24 protein-coding genes are annotated in these 22,795 nt (G+C 63.1%); 11 read left to right on the top strand and 13 right to left on the bottom strand.

Features of this window, described 5'->3' with window-relative positions; genetic code table 11:
* Positions 1 to 186: 186 nt before the first annotated feature.
* Together OKW44_RS27570 and OKW44_RS27565 are read right to left on the bottom strand one after the other, a co-directional pair.
* A complete protein-coding gene (locus OKW44_RS27570) occupies positions 187 to 918 on the bottom strand; it encodes an iron-containing redox enzyme family protein (protein WP_280783764.1) in 732 nt (243 codons plus the stop codon).
* Between the two features lie 95 nt (positions 919 to 1,013).
* The gene (locus OKW44_RS27565) at positions 1,014 to 2,111 is read right to left on the bottom strand and encodes a porin (protein WP_018418291.1); all 1,098 of its coding nucleotides are present in this window, start codon (positions 2,109 to 2,111) and stop codon (positions 1,014 to 1,016) included.
* Positions 2,112 to 2,475: 364 nt separating this feature from the next.
* Between OKW44_RS27565 and OKW44_RS37030 the strand changes: the two genes are divergently transcribed.
* Both OKW44_RS37030 and OKW44_RS27560 read left to right on the top strand, forming a co-directional pair.
* Positions 2,476 to 2,595, top strand: coding sequence for a hypothetical protein (locus OKW44_RS37030; protein WP_018418290.1), 120 nt, complete (start codon positions 2,476 to 2,478; stop codon positions 2,593 to 2,595).
* A gap of 51 nt (positions 2,596 to 2,646) precedes the next feature.
* On the top strand, positions 2,647 to 2,976 hold the full coding sequence (locus OKW44_RS27560) for a hypothetical protein (protein ID WP_018418289.1): 330 nt from the start codon (positions 2,647 to 2,649) through the stop codon (positions 2,974 to 2,976).
* 103 nt (positions 2,977 to 3,079) lie between these two features.
* Here OKW44_RS27560 and OKW44_RS27555 read toward each other — a convergent pair whose 3' ends face one another.
* From OKW44_RS27555 to OKW44_RS27540, 4 genes are read right to left on the bottom strand one after another with little or no spacing between them, the layout of a single operon-like run.
* Positions 3,080 to 4,039: an alpha/beta hydrolase gene (locus OKW44_RS27555; protein ID WP_018418288.1), complete on the bottom strand. Its 960-nt coding sequence runs from the start codon at positions 4,037 to 4,039 to the stop codon at positions 3,080 to 3,082.
* A complete protein-coding gene (locus OKW44_RS27550; RefSeq protein ID WP_018418287.1) occupies positions 4,033 to 4,311 on the bottom strand; it encodes a 2Fe-2S iron-sulfur cluster-binding protein in 279 nt (92 codons plus the stop codon). The genes OKW44_RS27555 and OKW44_RS27550 overlap by 7 nt, the downstream gene beginning before the upstream one ends.
* Before the next feature lie 52 nt (positions 4,312 to 4,363).
* The gene (locus OKW44_RS27545) at positions 4,364 to 4,702 is read right to left on the bottom strand and encodes a hypothetical protein (protein ID WP_018418286.1); all 339 of its coding nucleotides are present in this window, start codon (positions 4,700 to 4,702) and stop codon (positions 4,364 to 4,366) included.
* Positions 4,699 to 5,007 carry a 2Fe-2S iron-sulfur cluster-binding protein gene (locus tag OKW44_RS27540; protein ID WP_018418285.1) on the bottom strand — a complete coding sequence of 103 codons (309 nt, stop codon included), beginning with the start codon at positions 5,005 to 5,007 and terminating at the stop codon, positions 4,699 to 4,701. Before OKW44_RS27540 ends, OKW44_RS27545 begins: the two co-directional genes overlap by 4 nt.
* Before the next feature lie 341 nt (positions 5,008 to 5,348).
* On the opposite strand from OKW44_RS27540, the gene OKW44_RS27535 reads away from it, so the two are divergent.
* From OKW44_RS27535 to OKW44_RS27510, 6 genes are all read left to right on the top strand, one after another.
* Positions 5,349 to 6,080: an iron-containing redox enzyme family protein gene (locus tag OKW44_RS27535; RefSeq protein WP_018418284.1), complete on the top strand. Its 732-nt coding sequence runs from the start codon at positions 5,349 to 5,351 to the stop codon at positions 6,078 to 6,080.
* Between the two features lie 91 nt (positions 6,081 to 6,171).
* The gene (locus OKW44_RS27530) at positions 6,172 to 7,629 is read left to right on the top strand and encodes an aldehyde dehydrogenase family protein (protein ID WP_018418283.1); all 1,458 of its coding nucleotides are present in this window, start codon (positions 6,172 to 6,174) and stop codon (positions 7,627 to 7,629) included.
* Between the two features lie 59 nt (positions 7,630 to 7,688).
* Entirely contained in the window at positions 7,689 to 8,168 is a 480-nt protein-coding gene (locus OKW44_RS27525; protein WP_018418282.1) for a GlcG/HbpS family heme-binding protein, read from the top strand.
* 68 nt (positions 8,169 to 8,236) lie between these two features.
* Positions 8,237 to 9,280: a 2Fe-2S iron-sulfur cluster-binding protein gene (locus OKW44_RS27520; protein ID WP_018418281.1), complete on the top strand. Its 1,044-nt coding sequence runs from the start codon at positions 8,237 to 8,239 to the stop codon at positions 9,278 to 9,280.
* Entirely contained in the window at positions 9,277 to 10,239 is a 963-nt protein-coding gene (locus tag OKW44_RS27515) for an ornithine cyclodeaminase family protein (RefSeq protein ID WP_018418280.1), read from the top strand. Before OKW44_RS27520 ends, OKW44_RS27515 begins: the two co-directional genes overlap by 4 nt.
* Positions 10,236 to 10,547, top strand: a complete 312-nt coding sequence (locus tag OKW44_RS27510) for a hypothetical protein (RefSeq protein WP_018418279.1) — start codon at positions 10,236 to 10,238, stop codon at positions 10,545 to 10,547. The genes OKW44_RS27515 and OKW44_RS27510 overlap by 4 nt, the downstream gene beginning before the upstream one ends.
* A gap of 395 nt (positions 10,548 to 10,942) precedes the next feature.
* Here OKW44_RS27510 and OKW44_RS27505 read toward each other — a convergent pair whose 3' ends face one another.
* The 7 genes from OKW44_RS27505 to OKW44_RS27475 form a co-directional block, all read right to left on the bottom strand.
* A complete protein-coding gene (locus OKW44_RS27505) occupies positions 10,943 to 11,296 on the bottom strand; it encodes an NlpC/P60 family protein (RefSeq protein WP_035470098.1) in 354 nt (117 codons plus the stop codon).
* 235 nt (positions 11,297 to 11,531) lie between these two features.
* Positions 11,532 to 11,915, bottom strand: a complete 384-nt coding sequence (locus OKW44_RS27500) for a hypothetical protein (RefSeq protein WP_018418277.1) — start codon at positions 11,913 to 11,915, stop codon at positions 11,532 to 11,534.
* Positions 11,916 to 11,922: 7 nt separating this feature from the next.
* Positions 11,923 to 12,228: a ClpB D2-like domain containing protein gene (locus tag OKW44_RS27495; RefSeq protein WP_429411952.1), complete on the bottom strand. Its 306-nt coding sequence runs from the start codon at positions 12,226 to 12,228 to the stop codon at positions 11,923 to 11,925.
* The gene (gene tssH / locus OKW44_RS27490; RefSeq protein ID WP_429411950.1) at positions 12,152 to 14,665 is read right to left on the bottom strand and encodes a type VI secretion system ATPase TssH; all 2,514 of its coding nucleotides are present in this window, start codon (positions 14,663 to 14,665) and stop codon (positions 12,152 to 12,154) included. The genes OKW44_RS27495 and tssH overlap by 77 nt, the downstream gene beginning before the upstream one ends.
* 165 nt (positions 14,666 to 14,830) lie before the next feature.
* On the bottom strand, positions 14,831 to 15,316 hold the full coding sequence (locus OKW44_RS27485; protein WP_018418275.1) for an Hcp family type VI secretion system effector: 486 nt from the start codon (positions 15,314 to 15,316) through the stop codon (positions 14,831 to 14,833).
* Positions 15,317 to 15,409: 93 nt separating this feature from the next.
* Positions 15,410 to 17,260: an OmpA family protein gene (locus OKW44_RS27480; protein ID WP_018418274.1), complete on the bottom strand. Its 1,851-nt coding sequence runs from the start codon at positions 17,258 to 17,260 to the stop codon at positions 15,410 to 15,412.
* Positions 17,257 to 17,919 (bottom strand): DotU family type IV/VI secretion system protein, encoded by a 663-nt coding sequence (locus tag OKW44_RS27475; RefSeq protein WP_018418273.1) that lies wholly within the window; start codon positions 17,917 to 17,919, stop codon positions 17,257 to 17,259. Before OKW44_RS27475 ends, OKW44_RS27480 begins: the two co-directional genes overlap by 4 nt.
* A gap of 765 nt (positions 17,920 to 18,684) precedes the next feature.
* Here OKW44_RS27475 and tssB point away from each other — a divergent pair.
* From tssB to tssA, 3 genes are all read left to right on the top strand, one after another.
* Positions 18,685 to 19,197: a type VI secretion system contractile sheath small subunit gene (gene tssB / locus OKW44_RS27470; protein WP_018418271.1), complete on the top strand. Its 513-nt coding sequence runs from the start codon at positions 18,685 to 18,687 to the stop codon at positions 19,195 to 19,197.
* Between the two features lie 85 nt (positions 19,198 to 19,282).
* Entirely contained in the window at positions 19,283 to 20,818 is a 1,536-nt protein-coding gene (gene tssC, locus OKW44_RS27465; protein WP_018418270.1) for a type VI secretion system contractile sheath large subunit, read from the top strand.
* Between the two features lie 97 nt (positions 20,819 to 20,915).
* Positions 20,916 to 22,511, top strand: coding sequence for a type VI secretion system protein TssA (gene tssA / locus OKW44_RS27460; protein ID WP_018418269.1), 1,596 nt, complete (start codon positions 20,916 to 20,918; stop codon positions 22,509 to 22,511).
* Positions 22,512 to 22,795: the final 284 nt, after the last annotated feature.

Here is a 22,795-nt window from a genome sequence, read left to right as displayed (position 1 = left end):
TGCGATGAACACGGTTTCCTGGGATGGGCGGATGAGACGGCCCTTCAAGGAGGTCCTGATTCTCTGCAGCGCATTCGACTGCGAATTGCCGGGTGAGGAGGTCAATCCAGGCCCGCGGCGCCAGGCAGACGATTTATACCAGGACATAATTGGCTCAGGAATCGGGGTTCCAGGTTTTCGCTGCGCTCAGGCGGCGAGCCCCAGTTGGGGCAGCGGGATTTCCTTCTCGACGTAGTCGTAGTAGAGGGCGGTGGTGTAGAGCAGGCGCATCTGTGCGCCGATCTCGCAGATCTTCAGGCAGCGCTGCTGCAGCTCGACCGTGTTGGCGTTCTCCAGAACGATCTGGTAGCCGCGCTCGCCGTGAATCTCGTCGGAGACGATGTGCAGGTCGAAGAACTCGACCTCCTCGTCGGTGAAGCGGTACGTCTCGCGCAGCGTGGGGGTCTGCTTGCGGTAGATCGAGGGCACCTGCGATTCGAGGCCGACCACCAGCGCGGCGACCGCGACGACCGGGTCTTCGCGCATGGCCACCGAATAGCACCAGGCCTGCAGGCCACGGGTGGTCGGCGACATGTTGTCGGGGTTGGTGACGCGCTCACGGGTGGTGCCGCAGGCTTCGGCGAAGCGGATCAGCAGGTCGGTGTGGCGGTCGCCGCCGATTTCCTCTTCGTACATGTTGGCCAGCAGGAAGTCCTTGGCCTCGGTCATGTGATCGGGCGTGCGGGCATAGAGGTAGCCCAGGTAGTCGGCGAACGGGCCGACGTAGTGATAGTGGTTTTCGGCCCAGCGCGCCAGATGCGCGCGGGAGAGCTTGCCGCTCGCCCACGCGACGCTGAACGGCGCCTTGTTGGCGCTCTTGCCCTTGATTGCTTCTTCGAGCGCGGTACGGAATTCATCGCGGTTCATCAGTTCGGCCATCTTTGCTGCTCCTGAGATCGGTCCATGCCCTTCGCGGGGCATGGAAATTCGAGTCGTCGACGAGGCGAAAGCCTCAGCGCGTTAGCGCGACGTCGTTAAAAGGTGTGGCGCAGGCCGAGGCCGACCGACGCCTGTTTGTTGGTGCTTGACGGGCTGATGAACTGCGTGACCTGCGCCACCTGTGCGTCGCCCATCGCGCGCTGGAAGGTGGCGAATGCATAGAGGTCGGTGCGTTTCGAGAGGCTGTAGGTCGTCGTCGCGTTGTACTGGATGTAGCGTGGGTCGCCGTCGTTCGCATCGACCTTGCCGTCGGTGTAGGTGACGCCCAGCCCCGCCGAAAGCGCCGGCGTGAAGTAGTACACGCCGTTGATTTCGTAGTTCATGAAGTTGACGTTCTGCTGTTCGAAGCCGTCCTTGTACGTCGTGCTGGTGATGTCGCCGCCCAGCTTCAGCGAGCCGAACCTGTACGCCGCGCCGCCGCCGACGGTCAGGAACGAGTGCGCCACCGTCACGTATTCGCCAATGGCGGAGTTCGACGCCTTCCAGAACGTGCCGGTGTTCCGCGCGCCGGGCTGCCGTGCGTAAGTCATGCCGAAGCCCACATACAGCGGACCGTCGTCGTAGCTGCCGCCCACGCTCCACATGCTGTTCGCGCCGAAGCTGCCGGCCTGACCGCCGAAGCTGTACAGCGCGCTGCCCGTGAAAGCGCCATAGGTTTTCGTGTATTTCACGGAATTGTCGACACGTACCCCGCGGTTCGTCAGGTCCATGTCGCCGGGGTGCTCCATGTAGACGGACCAGTCGGCGGCCGTCAGGTGAGCCACGTAATCGACCATCGATTCGTATTGCCTACCGAAGGTCAGCGTGCCCCAACGGTCGTTCTGGAGGCCGACATAGGCCTGCCGGCCGAACATCAAACCGCCTTGTCCGAGCGATCCGTCGGTGACGTCGAAGCCGTTTTCGAGCCGGAAGATCGCGTGGTTTCCACCGCCCAGATCTTCCGTTCCGAGAAACCCGATGCGGCTGCCGCGCGTGGTACCGCTTGACATCGCCACCGTGCTGCCGCCGCCCTGATTGTTCGTGTACTGGATCGAGGCGTCGATCAGGCCGTAAAGCGTGACGCTTCCTTGGGCGTGGGCGTTGACGGCGGCTGCGCCTGAAATTGCGGCCGCAATGTAGAACGTCTTTTTCATCCGTTATTCCTTTGATGCGGGGCGTCCTCGGTGCTGGCGCGAGGTCGTGGAGTTATGGGTGATCATCCAGCAGGACAAAGTATGCGGTATACAAAAAAGACGCCAGCGTTTTTTGACTTTGATCATCAGCGGGTCGAGGAGGATTGCGGAATTTTTTTGAACATGCTTGAAGGTATGGAATTGCCATGATTGACGACCAATCGACGATTTTCCGGAGGCGGGCATGCGGACCGGCGATGGTTAACGCCTAAAAATTTGTCTTGCGAGCACATTTTGTTGTACATAGTATACGAATAGTTTTTGCGCACGGGACCGCTCGGCTCCGCGCGCATCGGCTTTTCCCTGTCCAACCGTGACCTTCGCCATGATCAAGATTTACGGAATTTTGAAGTCGCGGGCAGCGCGCCCCGTCTGGACCGCCGAAGAACTCGGCTTTCCTTATGAATTGGTGCAACCGCACTATGCCGGCGAAGAGGTCAAGTAGGCCGCTTACGTTGCGACCGGATCGCGGCTCGTAGGCGAGGCCGGCGCCACGATGGGCGACATCATGCGGGCGGTCGGCGAGGTCACGGGCCTTCTCGGCCAGATTTCGAGTGCGCTGGCGGAGCAGAGTGCCGGCGTCGAAGACGTGAATCAGGCGGTCACGCAGATGGATGCGACCACGCAGCAGAACGCGGCGCTCGTCGAACAGACCGCCGCCGCGGCGTCTTCGCTGTCGCAGCAGATCCTGCAGCTGCAGCAGGCGGTCGACGAGTTCAAGCTCGACGATGACGGGATGCGTAGCTCGGTGCCTTCGCCGGTTCGCTCGGCTCCGGTGCCGTCGGTCTGGGAGGCCATCGAGGCGAATCGACTGCGCTGTTCATGAAGGTTGCCGCGCACGTTCAACTATCGGTCCAGACGGCACCGATAGTTGAAGCGCGTGCGCATCGCTCTCGTGGCTCCTGGGCGAGCGCGAGACGTGTTCCGCTTTATCGACCCACGCTCCCGATGAAGTGCAGAATCTCGCGCCCAAGATACTCCTCGCCGGAATTGAAGTGAGCGACGATCGACGTGTGGTTGTGGCCGCGCATCTGGATCAGCCGGGGCGGCGTGCCGCGATGACGCAGCGCTTCGAAGAAGAACTGCGCGCCGTATTCGTCCAGATAGCGATTCTCGAACTCGGCCACCGCGATCATCAGCGGCACCGACGAGCGCGCGACGTGACTGAGCGGAGAGCGCACCGGATACAGGCTCTCGTCGTCGCCGAAGTACGCGCGCACGGGCTTCGCATTGGGGTTGCCCGGGCGCACGTCGGCCGCCACCCGCGCGCTGATCAGCACCAGACCGGCGACAGGCGAAGGCGGGCGTTGCTCAATGACGGCCGGATCGAACAGACATGCGGCCGCATGCGCGCCGCCCGCCGAATGGCCCACGACGAACACGCGGGCGGGGTCGATCCGCAGCGTGCGCGCATGCTGCTGAATGTAGGCGAGCGCATCGGCGACGTCGTGCGCGCCGCCCGGGTACGGCGCCACGTCGGCGAGCCGGTATTCGACGTTGATCGCGACCAGTCCCTGCGACGCGAACCAATAACAGACGTTGTCGTAAATCTGGCCGTTCACGCTCCTCTTGCCACGCACGAACGCACCGCCGTGGATGAACACGACGGCATCGCACGGCCCGGGGTCATCGCCATCGTCACGCGACGCGAGCGCTGCCGGCTGAAAGACGTCGAGCACATGACGGGCGTGTGTACCGTATTGCACGTCCCGCTCCACGACGATGCCGTCCTTCGGCGCAGCGGCGACGAGCGGCGTATAGCAGTCGATCACCGTCTGCCGGTGAGCGATGATGTCCTCGTTCCAGCGCGGCCCGATCTCGAGCAGAAGGCGACGTTGATCGTCGGGCAGGGAGCCGAGCGGCTCGTCGGTCGGCTGCGGGTTCACCATGACACGCTCACATCGCCGTTGATGAAAGTCTGGCAGGCCATCCGATAACCGGCTTCGAGATCGGCGTCGCTGAGATGGCGCTTTTCCTTCTCTTTCACCGCGTCGGTGTGTTCGAGGCCGCTTTCGACTTTGCACTTGCAGGTGCCGCACAGACCGCCGCCGCACTTGAAAGGAATACCGCCTTTTTCGCGCAACGAGACGCGCAGCAGGTTGCTGTTCGGCGGGGCGCTGACGCACTTGCCGTCATTGCTGAGAAACGTAATCTGGATCATGCGTGAGACCTGTTCTGGCTGGATACGTGTATGGATATGAGCGCAGCGTGCTTCAGCGTGCCACCGCGGTGACGCCCGGTCGCAATAGCGCGTCCTGGTTGCGCGTGCCCACCAGGATCTGAAGCGCCGCGAACGCCTCATCCCGGTCGGAGAATTTTTCGAGGAAGCGGGTCGGCATATCGTTGACTTCGCCACCCTCCGCTTCGTTGGTGACGCGAATCCGCGCGTCGCCGTAAAGCGCGGCAATCACGAAGGTCGCGAGATGACGTCCGCAATATAAGTAGTCCCACGTTTCGGCCGGCGCCAGCTTGCCGATGGGCTCCGTGCGGTACTGGCCGGGCTTGCTCGTGAGAATCACGTAGCTGATCGACTGTGTCGCGTTCACGCTCATGCCGCGGCCCCCACGTCGGTTTGTTCGAGTTCGATGTCGTGCTCGATCCAGAGCTGGCAGGCGAGGCGATATCCCTGTTCGAGGCGCTCGCCGAGCTGCTTCTTTTCCTTCCAGTTGGGTGCGGGCAGATGCTCGCCGCCCGCGCGGACGACGCACGCGCATTTGGAGCATTTCCCCATCCCGCACTCATAGCGAAGGTGCGGAAACGGAAACTGCTTGATGCCGGCGCGTACGACCAGATTGGTGTTCTGCTTGACCTCTCCCTGATAGGTCTCGCCGTTCCTGTGAAATGTGACCATCGGCATTGTCGCTTTCCTCTCGATCTGAAGATCCGGACTGCGCGCTGGAAGCGCCTTAGCGTTGCTCAATACTACCGAGCGTTGTGAACATTGTATACTGACGACAATTTGTCGAGCGACGGACGTCTAAAAAAATTTGCTGTGCGATGACCATGACGAGACAGGATCTACATGTGCGCCAAGCGTTGGAGGACGGATCCGGCCGCATTCTTGACTTCGGCCCGAACCAAGGTAAACGGTATACATTATTCTTTTGATGCGATATTCTGCGTTCACTGTCTGCTGTTCGAGCGCCCCGCCTCGTAGCCGTAGACGTTGTCCCCCTCTAGATCTCAGGAGCAGCAAAGATGGCCGAACTGATGAACCGCGATGAATTCCGTACCGCGCTCGAAGAAGCAATCAAGGGCAAGAGCGCCAACAAGGCGCCGTTCAGCGTCGCGTGGGCGAGCGGCAAGCTCTCCCGCGCGCATCTGGCGCGCTGGGCCGAGAACCACTATCACTACGTCGGCCCGTTCGCCGACTACCTGGGCTACCTCTATGCCCGCACGCCCGATCACATGACCGAGGCCAAGGACTTCCTGCTGGCCAACATGTACGAAGAGGAAATCGGCGGCGACCGCCACACCGACCTGCTGATCCGCTTCGCCGAAGCCTGCGGCACCACCCGTGAGCGCGTCACCAACCCCGACAACATGTCGCCGACCACCCGTGGCCTGCAGGCCTGGTGCTACTCGGTGGCCATGCGCGAAGACCCGGTCGTCGCGGTCGCCGCGCTGGTGGTCGGCCTCGAATCGCAGGTGCCCTCGATCTACCGCAAGCAGACCCCCACGCTGCGCGAGACGTACCGCTTCACCGACGAGGAGGTCGAGTTCTTCGACCTGCACATCGTCTCCGACGAGATTCACGGCGAGCGCGGCTACCAGATCGTTCTGGAGAACGCCAACACGGTCGAGCTGCAGCAGCGCTGCCTGAAGATCTGCGAGATCGGCGCACAGATGCGCCTGCTCTACACCACCGCCCTCTACCACGACTACGTCGAGAAGGAAATCCCGCTGCCCCAACTGGGGCTCGCCGCCTGAAGTAGTCGGGGCCGGGCGTGAGACGTCCGGTCATTCAGTTCATGCGATGGCGGCGTGCTCGCCATCGCCATCGCGTACAAGAGGGAGTGTCATGAGCGAATCCGCAACTGTATTCAAGAACCTGATTGCGGGAGAGTGGACCGCCAGCGTGAGCGGCAAGACTTTCCGGAACATCAATCCCGCCGATACGCGCGATGTCATCGGTCATTTCCAGGCGTCGACGCGCGACGACGCGCAGGCGGCGCTCGGTGCGGCATCGGCCGCATTCGCGAAGTGGCGCCGCACTTCGGTATCGGCGCGCGCGAAGATCGTCAACAAGGCGGCCGACTGGCTGGAAGCCAACGCCGATGCATTCGCGCTCGAATTGACGCGCGAAGAAGGCAAGCCGCTCGCGCAAAGCCGCGATGAAATCCTGCGTTCCGCGCAGGTGCTGCGTTTCTACGCGGTCGAAGCGCAGACCTTCACCGGCGAGACGTTCCCCAGCGACGATCCCGACCAGCTGGTGTACACGCAGCGTGAGCCGCTCGGTGTGGTCACCGTGATCACGCCGTGGAATTTCCCGATCTCGATTCCGGCGCGCAAGATCGCACCGGCGCTGATGGCCGGCAACACGGTCGTCTTCAAGCCTTCATCGGATGCGCCGCTGATCGGCTATCGGCTTGCCGAAGCGTTCGTGCAGGCGGGCATTCCGGCCGGCGTCATCAACTACATCACCGGGCGCGCCTCCGACATCGGCGCGGCGATCACCGAGCCGCCCGTGGTGCGCGCGGTGTCGTTCACGGGTTCGACGGCCGCGGGCGAGCATATCCATCGCTCGGTGCCGATCACGACGCGCACGCAAATGGAACTCGGCGGCAAGAATCCGCTGATCGTGATGGAAGACGCGGACCTTGACCGCGCGGTGGATCTCGCGGTCAAGGGCGGCCTGTCGCTGAGCGGCCAGGCGTGTACCGGCACGAGCCGCATCCTCGTCATGGAGACGGTGCGTGAAGCGTTTACGGCCAGGCTGCTCGAACGCGTGAAGAGTCTCAGGATCGGCAGCGGCGTCACGCCCGGCATGGATCTCGGTCCGCTCGCCAACCGCAAGCAGCTCGATACGGTGCTCGGCTACGTCGCATCCGGCAAGGAGCAGGCGACCCATCTGACCGGCGGCGATCAACTGACCGGCGACGGTTTCGAACACGGCTATTACGTCAGTCCGGCCGTCTTCACGAACGTGCCCGAGAACGCCCGCATCTATCGCGAGGAAATCTTCGGTCCGGTGCTGGCGATCGTTTCGGTGACGAGCTTCGAGGACGCAATGACGAAAGCCAACGACACCGAATACGGTCTTTCGGCGGCCATCGCGACGTCGAATCCGCGCTACATGCACCGCTTCGCCGACGAGATCGAATCGGGCACGGTCAAGATCAATCGCACCACCACCGGCAACGTCGTCAATGCGCCGTTCGGCGGTTTGAAGCGCTCGAGCACGTCCACGTTCCGTGAATCGGGCCGCGCGGGGCTGGAGTTTTACACGCAGATCAAAACGGTTTATCGCGGTCTCTGAGCCGCACGTCGCGCGACCAAAGCATCGCAACGACACATCATTCAATCGGAAAACGCATCATGAAAAGTTCTTTCAGGCTTGAACTCGTTGAAGCGCGCGCGATGGCGCGCGCCGCGCTGGAACGCGCGCAGGCGATCGACGTCGCCGAGTCGGTCTGCATCGTCGACGCGGGCGGCTATCCGCTCGTGCTGGAGCGCATGGACGAAGCGCGCATCACCGGCCCGCAGATCGCCTGGAACAAGGCCTTCACGGCGGCGGGCCACAAGCGCTCGACGCATCTGTTCACCAAGGCGCCCAATGGCCCCGCGTTGCCGGGCAACGAAGCGTTCGGCATCCAGTTGAGTTTCGAGGGACGCTTTGCGGCGTTCGTCGGCGGCTTTCCGATCGTGGTCGACGGCGAAGTGATCGGCGGCGTGGGGCTGAGCGGCGGCAACGGCGAGCAGGACACGCAGTGCGGCCTCGCCGCGCTCGAAGCGCTGCAGACGCTGCTGTCCGCGGGCGAGCATCGCGTGCTCGTGGAAGCCGACATCAAGAAGTAACGTCAAGAAGTCACGCTGCGCGCCGCTCAGTGGCAGGCGAGTCCATTGTTTCGTTAGAGATTGGCAAGATGGTCTATCAGATTGAGATCGCGGAAACCGGCCAGCGCTTCGCTGCGCAGGCCGACGAATCGCTGCTCGACGCGGCGCTTGCCGCTGGCGTCGCGCTTCCTCACGATTGCCAGCTGGGCGGTTGCGGCGCATGCCGGGTAAAGGTGGTCAGCGGTGCGCACGAGTACGACGAGTTCCCGTTCGGACTCTCACAGGAAGAATCCAGCGCGGGCTTCGCACTCGCATGTCAGGCGCGCGCGCGCAGCGACATGGTGATCGCCGCGGGGCATGCGGGCGCGGATGTGTCCGCACCCGCCGTGGTCGAGGCGCGAGTCGTCGAAGTGAGCACCTTGGGTCCGGACGTGCGGCGGCTCGCGATCGCGCTTCCCGAGCACCTCGAGCTCAAGTTCAACCCCGGCCAGTACATGAACGTCGTGCTGGAAAACGGCTCGCGCAGGAGCTTTTCGATGGCGTCGGCGAGGCTCGGCGGCGCGGACACGTATGCGCTCGACTTTCACATCAAGCGCGTGCCGGGCGGCCGCTTTACCGATCATCTGCTGTCGGGCTTGCGCGCGGGCGATCGTCTCGACGTCGAACTGCCGCTGGGCAGCTTCCGCTTTCACGCGGAGGATTACCGCCCGCTCGTGATGGTCGCGACGGGCACCGGACTCGCGCCGGTCAAAGGCATCATCGAGTCGCTGATGGACGATCCCGATTGCCCGCCGGTATCGCTGTATTGGGGCGCGCGGACCGAGGCGGATCTTTATCTTCACGACGAGATCCAGCAATGGGGCGCACGCCTCTACGAGTTCCAGTACGTGCCGGTGCTGTCGCGACCGGACAGTACCTGGACCGGACGGCAGGGCTATGTTCAGCACGCGGTATGCGAGGACTTTCCGGACCTGTCGGAGCACGCCGTCTACCTGTGCGGATCGCCGGCCATGATCGACGATGCGCGGCGCCACTTCCTGCGCAACGGCGCGAGCATCGATCACCTCTACGCGGACAGCTTCACGTTCCAGCACGAAGCCGAATCCGCGCTTCACGAAAGGAAGATTGCATGATTCATTTGACGGATGCGCAGATCGACGAACTCATCACCATCGACGATGCCATTCCGGCACTCGAACAGGGATTTCGCGAACTCTCCAGCGGCGCGGCGGCCGTGCAGCGCCGGGTGCGCACGGAAGTGGGCGGCGTGAAGCTCTCGACCCTTGGCGCCGTGCTGCCAGAACTCGGTGTCGCGGGCGCGAAGGTTTATTCGACGATTGCCGGTCAATTCAACTTCTCGATCGTGCTGTTCTCGACGGTGGACGGCAGCCTGCTGGCCATACTCGATGCGAATGCGATCACACGCATTCGCACCGCCGCGACGACGGTGGTGGCCGTGCGCGCGCTGGCGAAGCAACAGGCGCGCACGGTGGCCGTGTTCGGCACCGGCGTGCAAGGGCGCGCTCATGCGCTTGCGCTGGCCGCGCACACGGGCTTGCGGTCGTTTCGTATCGTCGGGCTGGAGGGCACGCGCGAACTCGCGGCGGCCGTCACGGCCGCCGGTTCGACGCGAGGCATCGAGGCCACGGTGTGCGACGTGGTCGACGCGGTGCGGGGCGCGGACGTGATCGTGACCGCGACGCGTGCCACCGGTGCGCTGTTCGACGGCAATGCGGTGTCACCGGGCGCGCTGATTGCCGCGATCGGTTCGAGCCTGCCGCATACGCGCGAACTCGACGACACGCTGATCGCGCGAGCGTCGCGCATCGTGGTCGAACTGCGCGAGCAGGCGCGCGAAGAAGCGGGCGACCTGGTGCTCACGCAGCCGGGCACGTTCGACTGGAACGACACGGTGGAGCTCGGCGATGTGCTGACCGGCCGCGCTAAAGGCCGCGTCGCGGACGACGACGTGATCGTCTACAAGGCCGTGGGCATCGGCTTGCAGGATGTCGTGCTGGCGGGAGTCGCATGGCGCAAGTACCTGGCGCGGAGCGAGGTCAAGGTGCTGAACGCGTTGCAGGGCTCGCGATGAGCGCAACGCCGGGCGCCGACCGGGCCTGCAACACTGCGTCGGTACAAGGCGAGCGGTCGTTCCGGCAGTCGCTGCTGGCGATGCTGGGTTTGTCGAGCGTCGTGATGATGGTGGCGATCGACCAGACTGAAGTCGAGCCAGCGCTGGGCTACGAGATGGAAGGCGCCTTCGGCGGCGCGTTTGCGAGCGATGGACTCGGCCCGGCGATGTTCGACCGGATCGATGCCTTAGCGCACAAGATTGCGCGCGGCAGTGGCCAACCGTCGCGCATTAGCGAGTGTGATATCGCGGGTAGGGGCCGAGGCTGAGGAAGTTCTCCTTGCCCGTACTCGGTCTTCAATAGCGGAACAGCCAAGTTTTGCTCCCGTCCGGCCAGATGCGCAAGGCCAAGTTCGACGCGTTTGGGCATGGCCTAACATCTCGATTCCGTGTATACGCAAAAATCGTCGATGTCAGGGGAACGCAAGGGAGCCGCAGGGAACAAAAAACCCGTAAGGCATTAATCTTACGGGGTTTCTCGGACTTCTTCGGCTTACGCCGGAACAACTGTTGGTGCCCAGGAGAGGTGACCGGCGTCAGTCCGCGTCCTGCCCGTAAAGCGGTGTGGGCGTAGGGTCACCCGCTTTTGCAGTGGGGGGCGCGATTGTCATGCTCAACTCCGGAATCAGGAATGTATCTGGACACGGGACCGGTTGAGCGGCATTCAGTCCGGTGGCCTGCGCGCCCAGGCAAACGACACGCACAGCCGGGTCATGCGATGGAGTTCGGGCTTGCCCGTCCACCAGTCGTTGTCGATGGTTTCGTTATTGCCTGTCGCGATACCGACATGCCAGTGCGCTCCGCACAGGCGGTGCAACAGCGGCGACTTGCGCGGTTGCCAGAAGACCACATCGCCCGGTTGTACGTTGGCCTGCGCGTCGATCTTCTGCCATTGCGATAGCGCTTTACCGACTGCCGACACGGACGCGAGTTTTCCGATCGGATGACAGGCGCCCTCAAAAATCGCGCTGACTGTATAGGCGCACGACAGCAGCCCGGGAAAGGACATACCCAGCATGTCTCGCCTGGTCCATGCGTTCCAGCGTTGTGCGCCGTAGAGGGAACCATCACCCTGTACGGCCGATGGAGAAGATCGCGCTGCCGTGAGAAGAGCGGATCGAAGGGAAGACTCGCAATACGGGCCGCTCGGGGCGCTGGCGCTGACAGCCGTGGTCGACGCGACTGCGATGGCTATCGCGGATAGCAGTCCGGGCAGGCGCGGAAGACTCGATCGATGCATCGGGTGGGGCCGCCTAGCTACGATGTGCGGAGCGGGTAGCGTCGCGTTTTTTTGCGAAGGCCGCAATGGGATCGTCTGCACGACCCGCGTCAGGAGCGTGGATTTCGGCACGCGACTTTGCAGATGCTGTCGTCGAGGAAATGCGGTTGCAGCGGGCGCCCGTGCCTCTGCACGTGTAAGTCGATGGGTGACGGCTGAACCTTGCGGCTTCTTCTTTCTGCAAGGCCTGGGGGCTCAGCCATTCTTCCTGGTACGCGGCGTGGGCATTGATGTTCAGGACTGCAAGGAGACCAGCAATGATCCCGGTCATGATGTAACGTTGCTTCATGATGTTCTTTTTTCTATTGACGTAGCCGGCAAGCAGGCCGTCGTGGAGCGGCTGCGCCGGCGGCGTCATGTAGTCTTCAGGCAGTAACTGCTTCAGGCATGCCGGCTGACGACAGTTCATGATCGACAAAGTCGATCGTCAGGTTGCCTTCGGCCGAACTGGAGAGGAGGATCTTCGCAGGTGCGGTACCGGCCGCCATGCAGGAAAGCAGTTCACGGGAGACCGATGGCAGGATGCGCTGGTTCAGGAATGCGTCCACGTTGCGCGCACCGGATTCGCGTGCAAGGCAGAGCCCGGCCATCGCATCAATGAGCGAGTCGTCGCATTGCAGCTCGACGTCGTGCTGCCGGCGCAGGCGCCCGGCGACCTTCGCGAGCTTCATGCGCACAATGCCGGCGAGCGCTGCCACATCGAGCGGCCGGTACACCAGCGTCTGGAAGCGCGCGAGGAGGGGCGGGCTGGAAATGTGCGACGAGCTGGGGATGGATGGCCTCGAGGAGCGCTGCCTGCGCGATATCCGGGCTGTCGGTGGTGGCTTCGTCAATCTGGGCGCTGCCGAGATTGGATGTCATGAGGATCACGCAGTTGCGGAAGTCGATCTCACGCCCCTCACCATCGCGCATCGTGCCGCGATCGAACACCTGATAGAAGATGTCCAGCACGTCGCGGTGGGCTTTCTCGACCTCATCGAGCAGCACGACACTGTACGGGCGCTGACGGACTGCTTCGGTCAGCACGCCACCGCGGCCGTAGCCGACGTAGCCGGGAGGCGACCCCTTCAGCTGCGATACCGTGTGGGACTCCTGGTATTCCGACATGTTGATCGTAGTCAGGGCTGCCTCGCCGCCGAAGACCAGGTCAGCTAATGCGAGTGCGGTTTCGGTCTTGCCGACGCCGGAAGGGCCTGCGAGCAGGAACACGCCGAGCGGAGCCTGCTCGTTCTTCAGGCCGGCCTTCGCCGTGCGGAGGCTTTGCGCCATCGCAGCGAGCGCATCGTCCTGGGCAACCACGCGCTTCGCGAGCTGCGTCTCCAGGGTAAGCAGGCCATGCAACTCATCTTCGAGGAGGTTGCCGACCGGCACGCCGGTCCATTCGGCGACCACGCGGGCGATCGCCTGCGCGTCGACGTCAACGAAGACCAGCGGCGCCTTGCCTTGCAGACCAGAAAGCAGTTGCCTGGCCTCGTCGAGTTCCTTTGGATCCGGCGCTGATACTTCATCCTTTCCAGCGTCCCGGCAGAGGTGAATCCGGTGGACCAGTTCGAGTTCGCTGACATAACGTGCCTGCATGTTCGTCAGGTCATTTCGCGCCTCGATCAGCGCGCTCTGAAGCGCTTCGCGTCGGGTTGCGCTCTCGTCCACGCCGGCCTGCATGTCGGCATCGAGCGTTGCCTGTTCCAGTTCCAGTGCGGACACGGCAGCGCGCGCCTGCTGCAGTTCCGCCGGAGGCGATTCGAGCCCCATGCGCACGCGCGCGGCTGCCGTGTCGATCAGGTCGACGGCCTTGTCCGGCAACTGGCGTGCGGGGATGTAGCGGCGCGAGAGCCTGACCGCGGCGACCAGCGCCTCGTCGCGGATGTGCACGTTGTGATACTTCGCATAGCGCTCCTTAAGGCCACGCAGCATCAGACAGGCGGCCACATCGTCGGGCTCCTCCACCTTGATCATCTGGAAGCGGCGCTCAAGCGCGGCATCGCGCTCGAAGTATTCCTTGTACTCCGACCAGGTGGTCGCGGCGATCGTGCGCAGTTCGCCGCGCGCAAGCGCGGGCTTGAGCAGGTTGGCCGCGTCGGCACCGCCCGCCGCATTGCCAGCGCCGATCAGGGTGTGCGCTTCGTCGATAAAGAGCAGGATCGGCTCAGCGGAAGCCTGCACCTCATCGATCACATTCTTCAGGCGCTGCTCGAATTCTCCCTTCACGCCGGCGCCCGCCTGCAGCAGCCCCAGATCGAGCGTGAGGATGCGTACATCGCGAATGACATTCGGCACGTCGCCAACGGCCACGCGCAGCGCGAGGCCTTCGACGAGCGCGGTCTTGCCCACGCCCGGCTCACCCACGAGGATGGGGTTGTTCTTCCTGCGCCGGGCAAGCACGTCGACCATCTGCTGGATCTCGCGGTCGCGCCCGAACACGGGGTCGATCTTGCCCTCGCGCGCCTTGGCCGTGATGTCGATCGCAAAGCGGGCAAGTGCATCGCCTTCAACGTTGCGCCTGACTGCCTGCGCCGCTTTCTGCGTCGTCTTTCCGTCAGGCACGTGGCCCGCGGCAACAGCACCCGTTGCTGGCGCGGCCTGTTCCGGCAATGGATCTGGCTCGTTCTCACAGGTGCGCTGCGCGAGGCGCGGCAGCAGTCGCGGGATCTGCGCGCTGCTGATGGAGAGCAGCTGCCAGGCATTGTTCGCGCGAAGAACATGCGGCGCCTCGATGATGGCCTGCAGGATATTGCCGGAGCGGATCACCGGATCGCCGCTCGTGTCGCCGGAAGACGCAATGAACCAGGCGTCCTGGAGAACAACGGCCAGTTGCGGCGAGAGGCTGGGACGGCCACGCAGGTTGCGCGGCGTGTGGTCGATGGCCTTGAGCAGCGTATCCCACACGGCGTCGATACTCAGGTCGTAGTGGTTCATGATGGCCGGGATATCGCCGTCCCCGGCCTCGATCAGCTTGAGCAGCCAGTGCTCGACCGTAATCTCGTCCGAGAGTCGTCCCTGGCACAGGCTTGCGGCAGCCTCGAGCGCATTTGCACAGTGGGGATTGAGCCGCTGCAGGCGCTGGTTCGCGTCACGGGAGAAATGGTTTCGGTCGTTGAGCACGGTCATGTTCGGGCTGTTCGCACGTCTGGAGAGGGGGCGTGCCGGCTGGGAGCGGCCGCCCCGCGTAATGAAAAAGGCCAGTCCGCAAAGGTTATTGAGCGGACCGGCAAAGAAAGGCCGGTATTCCGAGGGCCACCGGAGATGGTGAACCGGCCTTCAGACCACGGTTAATCAGGAACGCTCGTTCCAGGTATCCTTGTGGATGATGTTGCCGTCCTTATACGACCAGGTGATCGTCTCGTAGCGCAGCTCGACTTCTTCGAGATGGTTGTGCTTTTCGTAGTCCGGGTCCTTGATGTCGAGCATCTTCGGACGCACCGCGACGATCTTCACGTTATCGAGCTTCGTATTGAAATATTCCTTTTCCTTGCCCGCGTCGTCGATCTTGTACCACCTGATCTCCGCCGACTTGAGCGTCTGGCCGCTCGTGACCGCCTTGTACAGATACGGCGTCGACGCGTCGGTCTCCTTGACCAGCGTGATCGGTGCGTGAACACGCGTACCCGTCAGCTTGCCGGTATTACCGTCGGTCGGAATATGCAGGCTGTGATTGAACGCGGTGATTTCAACACTGCCCTCGCGGCCCTGAACGGTCACCGAACCCTTGATGTCCGCGCCACCATCGTCCTTAAGCCACATGTATGACGGAATTGCCATTTCTTACTCCCTTCTTCTTACAGTAACAAGCGCCCGGATTCAGTTACCGGGCAACACAATCCCGAAGCCCTCGCTCCGGGGACCAAAACCGCGTTATCCGGCTGAACTGGCCGCGTCCGGCGCCGCGCTGGTCCCTGCGGGGGCCTGCGGCGCATTCCCCAAGGGGACTTCCTTCGGGGCGTCAGGGACGAGCGTGATTTCCACGCGGCGATTTTTCGCCCGCCCGGCTTGCGTGTTGTTGTCCGCGAGAGGGCGCGTGTCGCCATAGCCCTGAATGGCGAACTGCGTGGCCGGAATACCGGAGGCCTCGATGAGCCAGTCGCGCACGGCTTCGGCGCGCGCTGTCGAGAGCTTCAGGTTGCTGTCCGGATCGCCCACGTTATCGGTATGGCCGGCCACCAGAATCCGCTTGTCCGGATGTGCCTTGATCATTTCGAGCGCGTTCACCATGACGCGCATCGAGCCGTCCTTGAGCTGCGCGCGGCCGCTGTCGAAGAGCGACATGCTGTCGAGCGTCACGACAGCGGGAGGCGGTGGCGGCGGCTGATATGAGGCGATCGCATCGTTGAGCGGCGCAATCATCCTGGCGCCGCGGTACAGGCCGAATGACAGGGTTAGCGGTACGCCTGTGCGTGCGTAATGCTCCAGCTCATCGCGATCGGCGACGAGGGCCTGCAGTGCATCGCGCTTCGCGGCATCGTGTACGGCGGGGATCATCGACCAGCGACCGAGATCTGCGCCAATGCGCGTGAGCAGCGCCTGGTTGTGCAGGACAGAGAAGAAAAACGCGACGGCGGCCGCGCAGGCCAGCAACGCCAATGCGTGGGCCAGCGCAACAATGCGCGGCGACATCCAGAATCGCTGGGGCATCGCGCGGATCAGCGGCTGGGGAAGCGGCCATGGCATGGGGGAGGCTGGCCCTGGGGCGCGCGTTACCCTGGTCTGGTTCTGGACATCGCTCTCCCACGGGCGGCCCGGCCCGTGTGCGGGTCCGCAATCGATCCAGCCGACACCATGCAGTGCCCAGGGTGTGGCGGGTTGCCTCTGGTCAACGAGTGCATGAATCACGACCCGCTGCGTCCAGCCAATGATCGACGCGAGGGCGGCGGCCCGTGCGGCTGGCGCGCTGCTCCCTGCCACACCTACGGCCTCATTCCCGGCAGCACGGATCACCGTCCCGAAGGCCGACGCATTCACCATGCGGGTCGCCGACGAAACGCCATACCACTGCGGTGTGAGAAGGTCTGCGGGTGTCATCGCGCCGTGGCCCGGTATCAGGTCTTGCGCCATACCGCGAAACCCATCGGTCGCGAGTCGCTGATATACCGCGACATATCCTGGAAGAGGGCGTGAGCCCAGCACCCGTGCCGCGTCCGCTGCGGCCTGCCGCACCACGCGCAATGCCTGCGAAAGTACGTCCTCGTCTGTATAACGGGCGGGCGCCACTGAGAGCACGACAGCATCCGGTGCCCGTCCGTCGCGCCATTGCCGTACGGCGATGGCCATGCGCGACAGGTCCTGTGGGCGGTCCACGCGCAGCCAGATCGCGCCATCCCCGACGTGCGCGAAGCGCTGCCCATCGTGCCGGTCAAACAGCGCCGGCAGATCGTCGCCCGTGACCAGCACGAGCGGCATACGGGTGCGCAGCCGCAGCGGAATATCAGCGGTTGCGGCGCCGAGTGCAGCCAGCACGTGCGCATTGTCGTTGCTTGCGCGGGCGAGCAGCCTCGTGCGCCAGAACACCAGCAGGGCACCGGCGATCACAATGGCACCCGTGAGCAGCGAAGCCAGCCCGAGCGTGGGCCGGGCCACGAGCCACATCACCGCAAGCGCCAGTGCGATCGTAGAAACGACCATCAGCCGCAGCGGATACCCCAGCCCGTTGTGGCCAGTGGCCTGCGCCGGAGCTGTTCCGGCGGTGAGCATCGACAGATCAGATTTCACGGCCTGCTCACCTCGATCTTCACCTTCGCCGGCACGATCTGCGCGAGCTGCGTCTCAAGAACCCTGCTTCCCGCAATCCAGACAGCGATTGCGAGAAGGCATGCGGAAATGACGAGGATCCACGGTCCGAACCGTCGAAACCGGCCGTAAAGGCGCAGCCCGACCCGGTCGGTGAGGAAGGGTTCGTCGACGGTCTCGCGCAGCATCTGAAGCCGCGCGTCGAGCGCTGAAATCAACGCAGCCCGCTTCGCTTCTCCCTCACGCGCATATCGGCCGATGAATCCCATGGCGAGAATCGCTGCGTAGTACTCAAGCAGTTCAACATCCGGCGACGACTCGCGCAGATGCGCCTCAACAGCATCGATGATGCGTCCGCCAGCGTCGTAAATGGAGAAGCGCTCAACCTGCATCGGATGGGATTCCCAGGCTGACCGTGTGTTGCCGGGCAGATGGCGCAGCGCCATTTCGTCGAGCAGACCACACTGGGCCACCAGCGCTTCACGCTGCACGTCTTCGGGATAGCCAGACCGCGCAAGCGTATCGGCGAACTGGTCAACGAGCTGTGCGCAGCGCTCGCGAAATCGCGCTGCGTCCTGGACGGTTCCCCCGGATGAAAGCGAGGTCACGAGTAGCGCGGTATCGCGCAGCAGATCGCGCATGCCCTCGCCAGCGCGCCGGGCAACGTCAGGTACGGGATTCAGGTGGGTCCGCTTCTCGTGGCCCAAGGTCAATGTGCTCATGCGCGCTGATGTCCAACGCAGGACCGGCTACCCTGATGCACAGACATCGTGATTGCGTCGGGCTTACCAACGTTCAACGCAATTCCCCACGGCACGATCCGCTTGTACACCGGCTGCGTGAGAGGGAGATCTTCTGGCCCGGGCAGGCTATCGGTCTGCAATGTGTGGTCTACGTTATTGTCCTGATGCGTAAAGGATTCCATATGGCCCCTTTCGTGCAAGGATAGCGATTTTTTTAGATATCCTGGTGAATAAAACATTCAAGAATTGTCATATTTTCTAAAGAAGAAATTGAGATACGCATTGCGCATCGTATTGTCACGTTTCATTGACGTTCGCCAGAAAATCGCGTGATAAAACGTCGATTGAAATCAGATTTGTCTGGGACGGAGAGTGTGCGGGAAGCGGTGAATGATGAGAGTGGAAATGCCATGTGTGACTCCAGTCATTCTGAGATGTGAATTAACAAAATTTAAGTTTTATACGTATCGATATAGCTGCGAACAGGCTTTGACGTAATGGCGGTAAACCTGTTTAATACGGTCTGCCAGTAGGGTCGCATGAATGAAAACCACGCCATGGGGAGCAGCTGGAATAAGCATTCGCGATGCGCGTGCGGGGAGCCTCTCTATCGCTACGGTTGATTCCTGCGGAGATCATTTACTCCATTTCTGAGGATAACTGATGGACAGCTTCCAGAGAGAAATTCCGAAATCGCGCGTTTCGATCACATTAGACCTGCATACGGGCGGGGCGCAGAAGAAGGTCGAACTGCCGCTCAAGCTGCTGGTGGCGGGCGACTTCAGTGCGGGCCGTGAGCAGGCCCCGCTGGCCGAGCGCAAGAAGGTCAATATCGACAAGAACAACTTTGACTCGGTGCTGGCCGACTATGCACCGGACCTGAAGTTCGGCGCAGAAAACACGCTCGCTGCCGACGGTTCGGAACTCCCGGTCAACCTGTCGTTCCGTTCGATGAAGGACTTCGAACCGGAGCAGGTGGCACGCCAGATCCCGGAACTCCAGGCGCTGCTCGCGATGCGCAACCTGCTGCGCGACCTGAAATCGAACCTGCTTGATAACGCGACGTTCCGCCGCGAGTTCGAGAAGATTCTGAAGGACAGGCGTCTGTCTGACAAGCTGCGCGGCGAACTGGGGCAGCTCGCGACGGCGGCCACGCAACCGGAAGGACATGCCTGAACGGCGCAACCGGCGACAGCAGCCCAGGTCAGCCTTCACCGCTTTGCGCAATCAGGTGGCACTTCACACGCAGACAGGAATCCCAATGAAACAGAACGAATCCCATCAGGGCGCAGCTCAGACCGTTGTGCTTGACGCACCCGACAGCGTATATGCCTCGCTGTGCAGCAAGATCAACCTCAAGCCTATCGCCGAGGCACGCCCGATCGAGGCGTTCCGCGACAGCGACACGCTCTCCGAAGCTTCGGCCGACGAGCGCATTGCGCGTGGCATGGGCGCCTTTCTCGAACTCGTTGCGCAGTCGAGCCAGCCGGTCGAGCGTCTGGACAAGTCGCTGCTCGATTTCCATATCGGCCAGCTTGACCGCCAGATCAGCCGTCAGCTCGACGCGGTGATGCACACGCCGGAATTCCAGGCGCTCGAAGGCCGCTGGCGCGGTCTGAAAATGCTCGTGTCGCGCACGGACTTCCGTCGCAACGCGCGCATCGAGGTACTCGACGTGTCGAAGGACGCGCTGCAGCGCGACTTCGAGGACACGCCGGAACTCATCCAGAGCGGCCTCTATCGTCTCACGTACATCGAGGAGTACGACACGCCGGGCGGCCAGCCGATCAGCGCGCTGATCAGCGATTTCGAGTTCGCGAACTCGCCGATGGACATCGCCCTGCTGCGCAACATCTCGAAGGTGGCCGCGGCCGCCCATATGCCGTTCATTGGCTCGGTGGGTGCAGCGTTCTTCGGCAAGAAGTCGATGGAGGAAGTGGCCGCGATCCAGGATATCGGCAACTACTTCGATCGCGCCGAATACATCAAGTGGAAGAGCTTCCGCGACACGGACGACGCGCGCTATGTGGGTCTGACGATGCCGCGTGTGCTGGGTCGCCTGCCGTATGGCAAGGATACGGTGCCCGTGCGTGCCTTCAACTATGAAGAAGCGGTGAAGGGCCCGGATCACGACAGGTATCTGTGGGTCAACGCCTCGTTCGCGTTCGCGGCGAACATGAGCCGCAGCTTCGTGAATAACGGGTGGTGCGTCCAGATCCGCGGTCCGCAGGCCGGTGGCAAGGTCGAAGACCTGCCGGTGCATCTGTACGACCTCGGCACCGGTACTCAGGCCAAGATCCCGACCGAAGTGCTGATTCCGGAGACGCGCGAGTTCGAGTTCGCGAACCTGGGCTTCATTCCGCTCTCGTTCTACAAGAACCACGATTTCGCCTGCTTCTTCTCGGCCAGCTCGGCGCAGAAGCCGACCTTGTATGAGACGAAGGAGGCGACCGCCAACAGCCGCATCAATGCGCGCCTGCCGTACATCTTCCTGCTCTCGCGTATCGCGCACTACCTGAAGCTGATCCAGCGCGAAAACATCGGTACGACCAAGGACCGTCGTCTGCTTGAACTGGAGCTGAACCAGTGGATCAAGGGTCTCGTCACCGAGATGAAGGATCCGGGCGATGAACTGCAGGCCTCGCATCCGCTGCGCGAGGCGAAGGTGACGGTCGAGGACATCGAGGACAATCCGGGCTTCTTCCGCATCAAGCTGTACGTCATTCCTCACTTCCAGGTTGAGGGGATGGATATCGGCCTGTCGCTCGTGTCGCAGATGCCGAAAGCCAAGGGTTGACCACGCAGCTGACCGGTTACTGTTGATATGAACCGCGCCGGGGCACTGTACCGCCCCGGCGTTATTTTTTCTGATTCTGCATGGTGGGGATCCCTTGATGCTGTCTGGCCTGCTCAGGACACTGTTTCCGTCACGTGACGCGGAACAGCTCACACGCTCGCGCCTTGATACCTGGAGTGCCTGGCTGCAGCCGCTACCGGGCGAACACGGCGTGGGGCGCGATCCCGGCTATGAAGATGCGTTCTTTGCGCTCAAGGATGAATCGACCCGGCTTTCCGGCATCGACGACGCGCTGATCGTGCGCTCATGCGAGCAACTGCTCAAGGAAACAGGCAAGGATCTCCGGGTGGCTGGCTACTATGCCGGCGCGCGCCTGCGGCAGGATGGGCCGGCCGGATTCGCAGACGGGCTGGAACTGGCCGCCGCCCTCATCGAGCGCTTCGGTGAGTCGGTGCTGCCCGCGCGTGCCGAGGCGAAGAAGGGCGCGCTGGAAATGCTGGCCACCACCCGCATGGTGGAGTTGCTCGCGAGCCGCGGCGAGCCAGCTTCCCACGATACCGAACGCGCGCTTGAGCGTTCACTCGCTGCACTCGACGTCCTGGCGACACAGACGGCCGCATGGGCCGAAGCCGCGCGCCCGAACCTGCAGCCGCTCATCTCGCGGTTCGAAGGCAAAGGTGAACCGTCCGGTGTTGCCGCCGACACGTCGCCGGCGCCCGCATCCCCCGTGACGGATGGCACATCCTCCAGGGCGACCGCCTCGACGCGGGATCTGCTCGATCAGGCTCGCACGATGGCCTCGTGGCTACGCGATCAGGAGCAGGGCTACCTGCCGTCTGTACGGCTCGTGCGCTGTATGCGCTGGGATACCCTGCACGACGTGCCGCCGGCCGATGCGGCTTCCCATACACGGCTTGCCGCTCCGCGCCCGGAACTGCGCGCGCAGATGAAGCGGCTCGTCCTGCAGAAGCAGTGGAACGAGCTGCTTGAGCGCGTCGAAGGTGCGTTCATGGAAGGCGTCAACCACCTGTGGTTCGATCTGCAGTACTTCCAGCACATTGCGCTCGATCACGCAGGCGCGCCGTACAGCACATGGCGAGAACTGCTGCGCGCGGACGTCGCGCTTTTCCTCGAGCGGCTGCCTGGCATTGAGCGGCTATCGTTCAACGATGGCACGCCCTTCGCGGACGACACGACGCTCGAGTGGATCGCACGCCACGCCGTCGTGCGCGACCTCGAAGCGGGGGAGACCGTGGCGCCGCTGCCGGTATCGGCCGACAGCGAGGAAGGAGGGGCGGGCGACTGGACGGAGATTGAAGCGCAGGCGCGGGATCTCTCCGCGCGCGAAGGGATCGAGGCGGCCTTCGCCTGGCTCGAAGGGCTGCCCGGCATGAAAACGGAGCGGCACCGTTTCCTGCTGCGGTTCGTGATGGCGCGCCTCGCACAGAACGCCGAGCGCGCGGATACGGCTACGGCGCTGCTGCTCGAACTGGATGCGGCCGCCAGATCGCTGCCGCTCGTACGCTGGGATCCAGCGCTGGTGTTCGAGGTCAAACTCCAGTTGACGCGGGCGCTGAAAGCCGCAAGCAGCCGCAAGGATGCGGACAAGCCTGCATTGTCCCGTCGCATCGCTGAACTGCAGAGCGAGATGACCGTGCTGGATCCGGCACGCATGCTTTCGCTGGCCCACTGAGTTCGACAGCCCAGCATGCGATGTATTTCGATGTGTAGGTAACGGATTATGGGAGTCTTGGTGTCGAACAGTTCGGCATGGTCACCGCGCGTTCCTGCCGAAACCCGCAGGCGCGTACAACATGCCCTTGCCAGTTTGCCAGGTCCGGGAGAGTCCGGCACAGAACAGTATCGCGAAGCGGTGCTGGCTGGAATGCGCAAGGTTGCCACGGTATGGGGCGGGGCCTGCCTGTCCCCAGCCTACGAGGGCCACCTGATCCCCCTTGAATTTGCGTGTGCGGCTGA

It is taken from the genome of Paraburkholderia lebeckiae (assembly GCF_050436325.1).
Classification (GTDB): Bacteria; Pseudomonadota; Gammaproteobacteria; order Burkholderiales; family Burkholderiaceae; genus Paraburkholderia; species Paraburkholderia tuberum.
The sequence above is the reverse complement of the archived record's forward strand: the minus strand, read 5'-3'. Positions and strand labels throughout refer to the sequence as shown.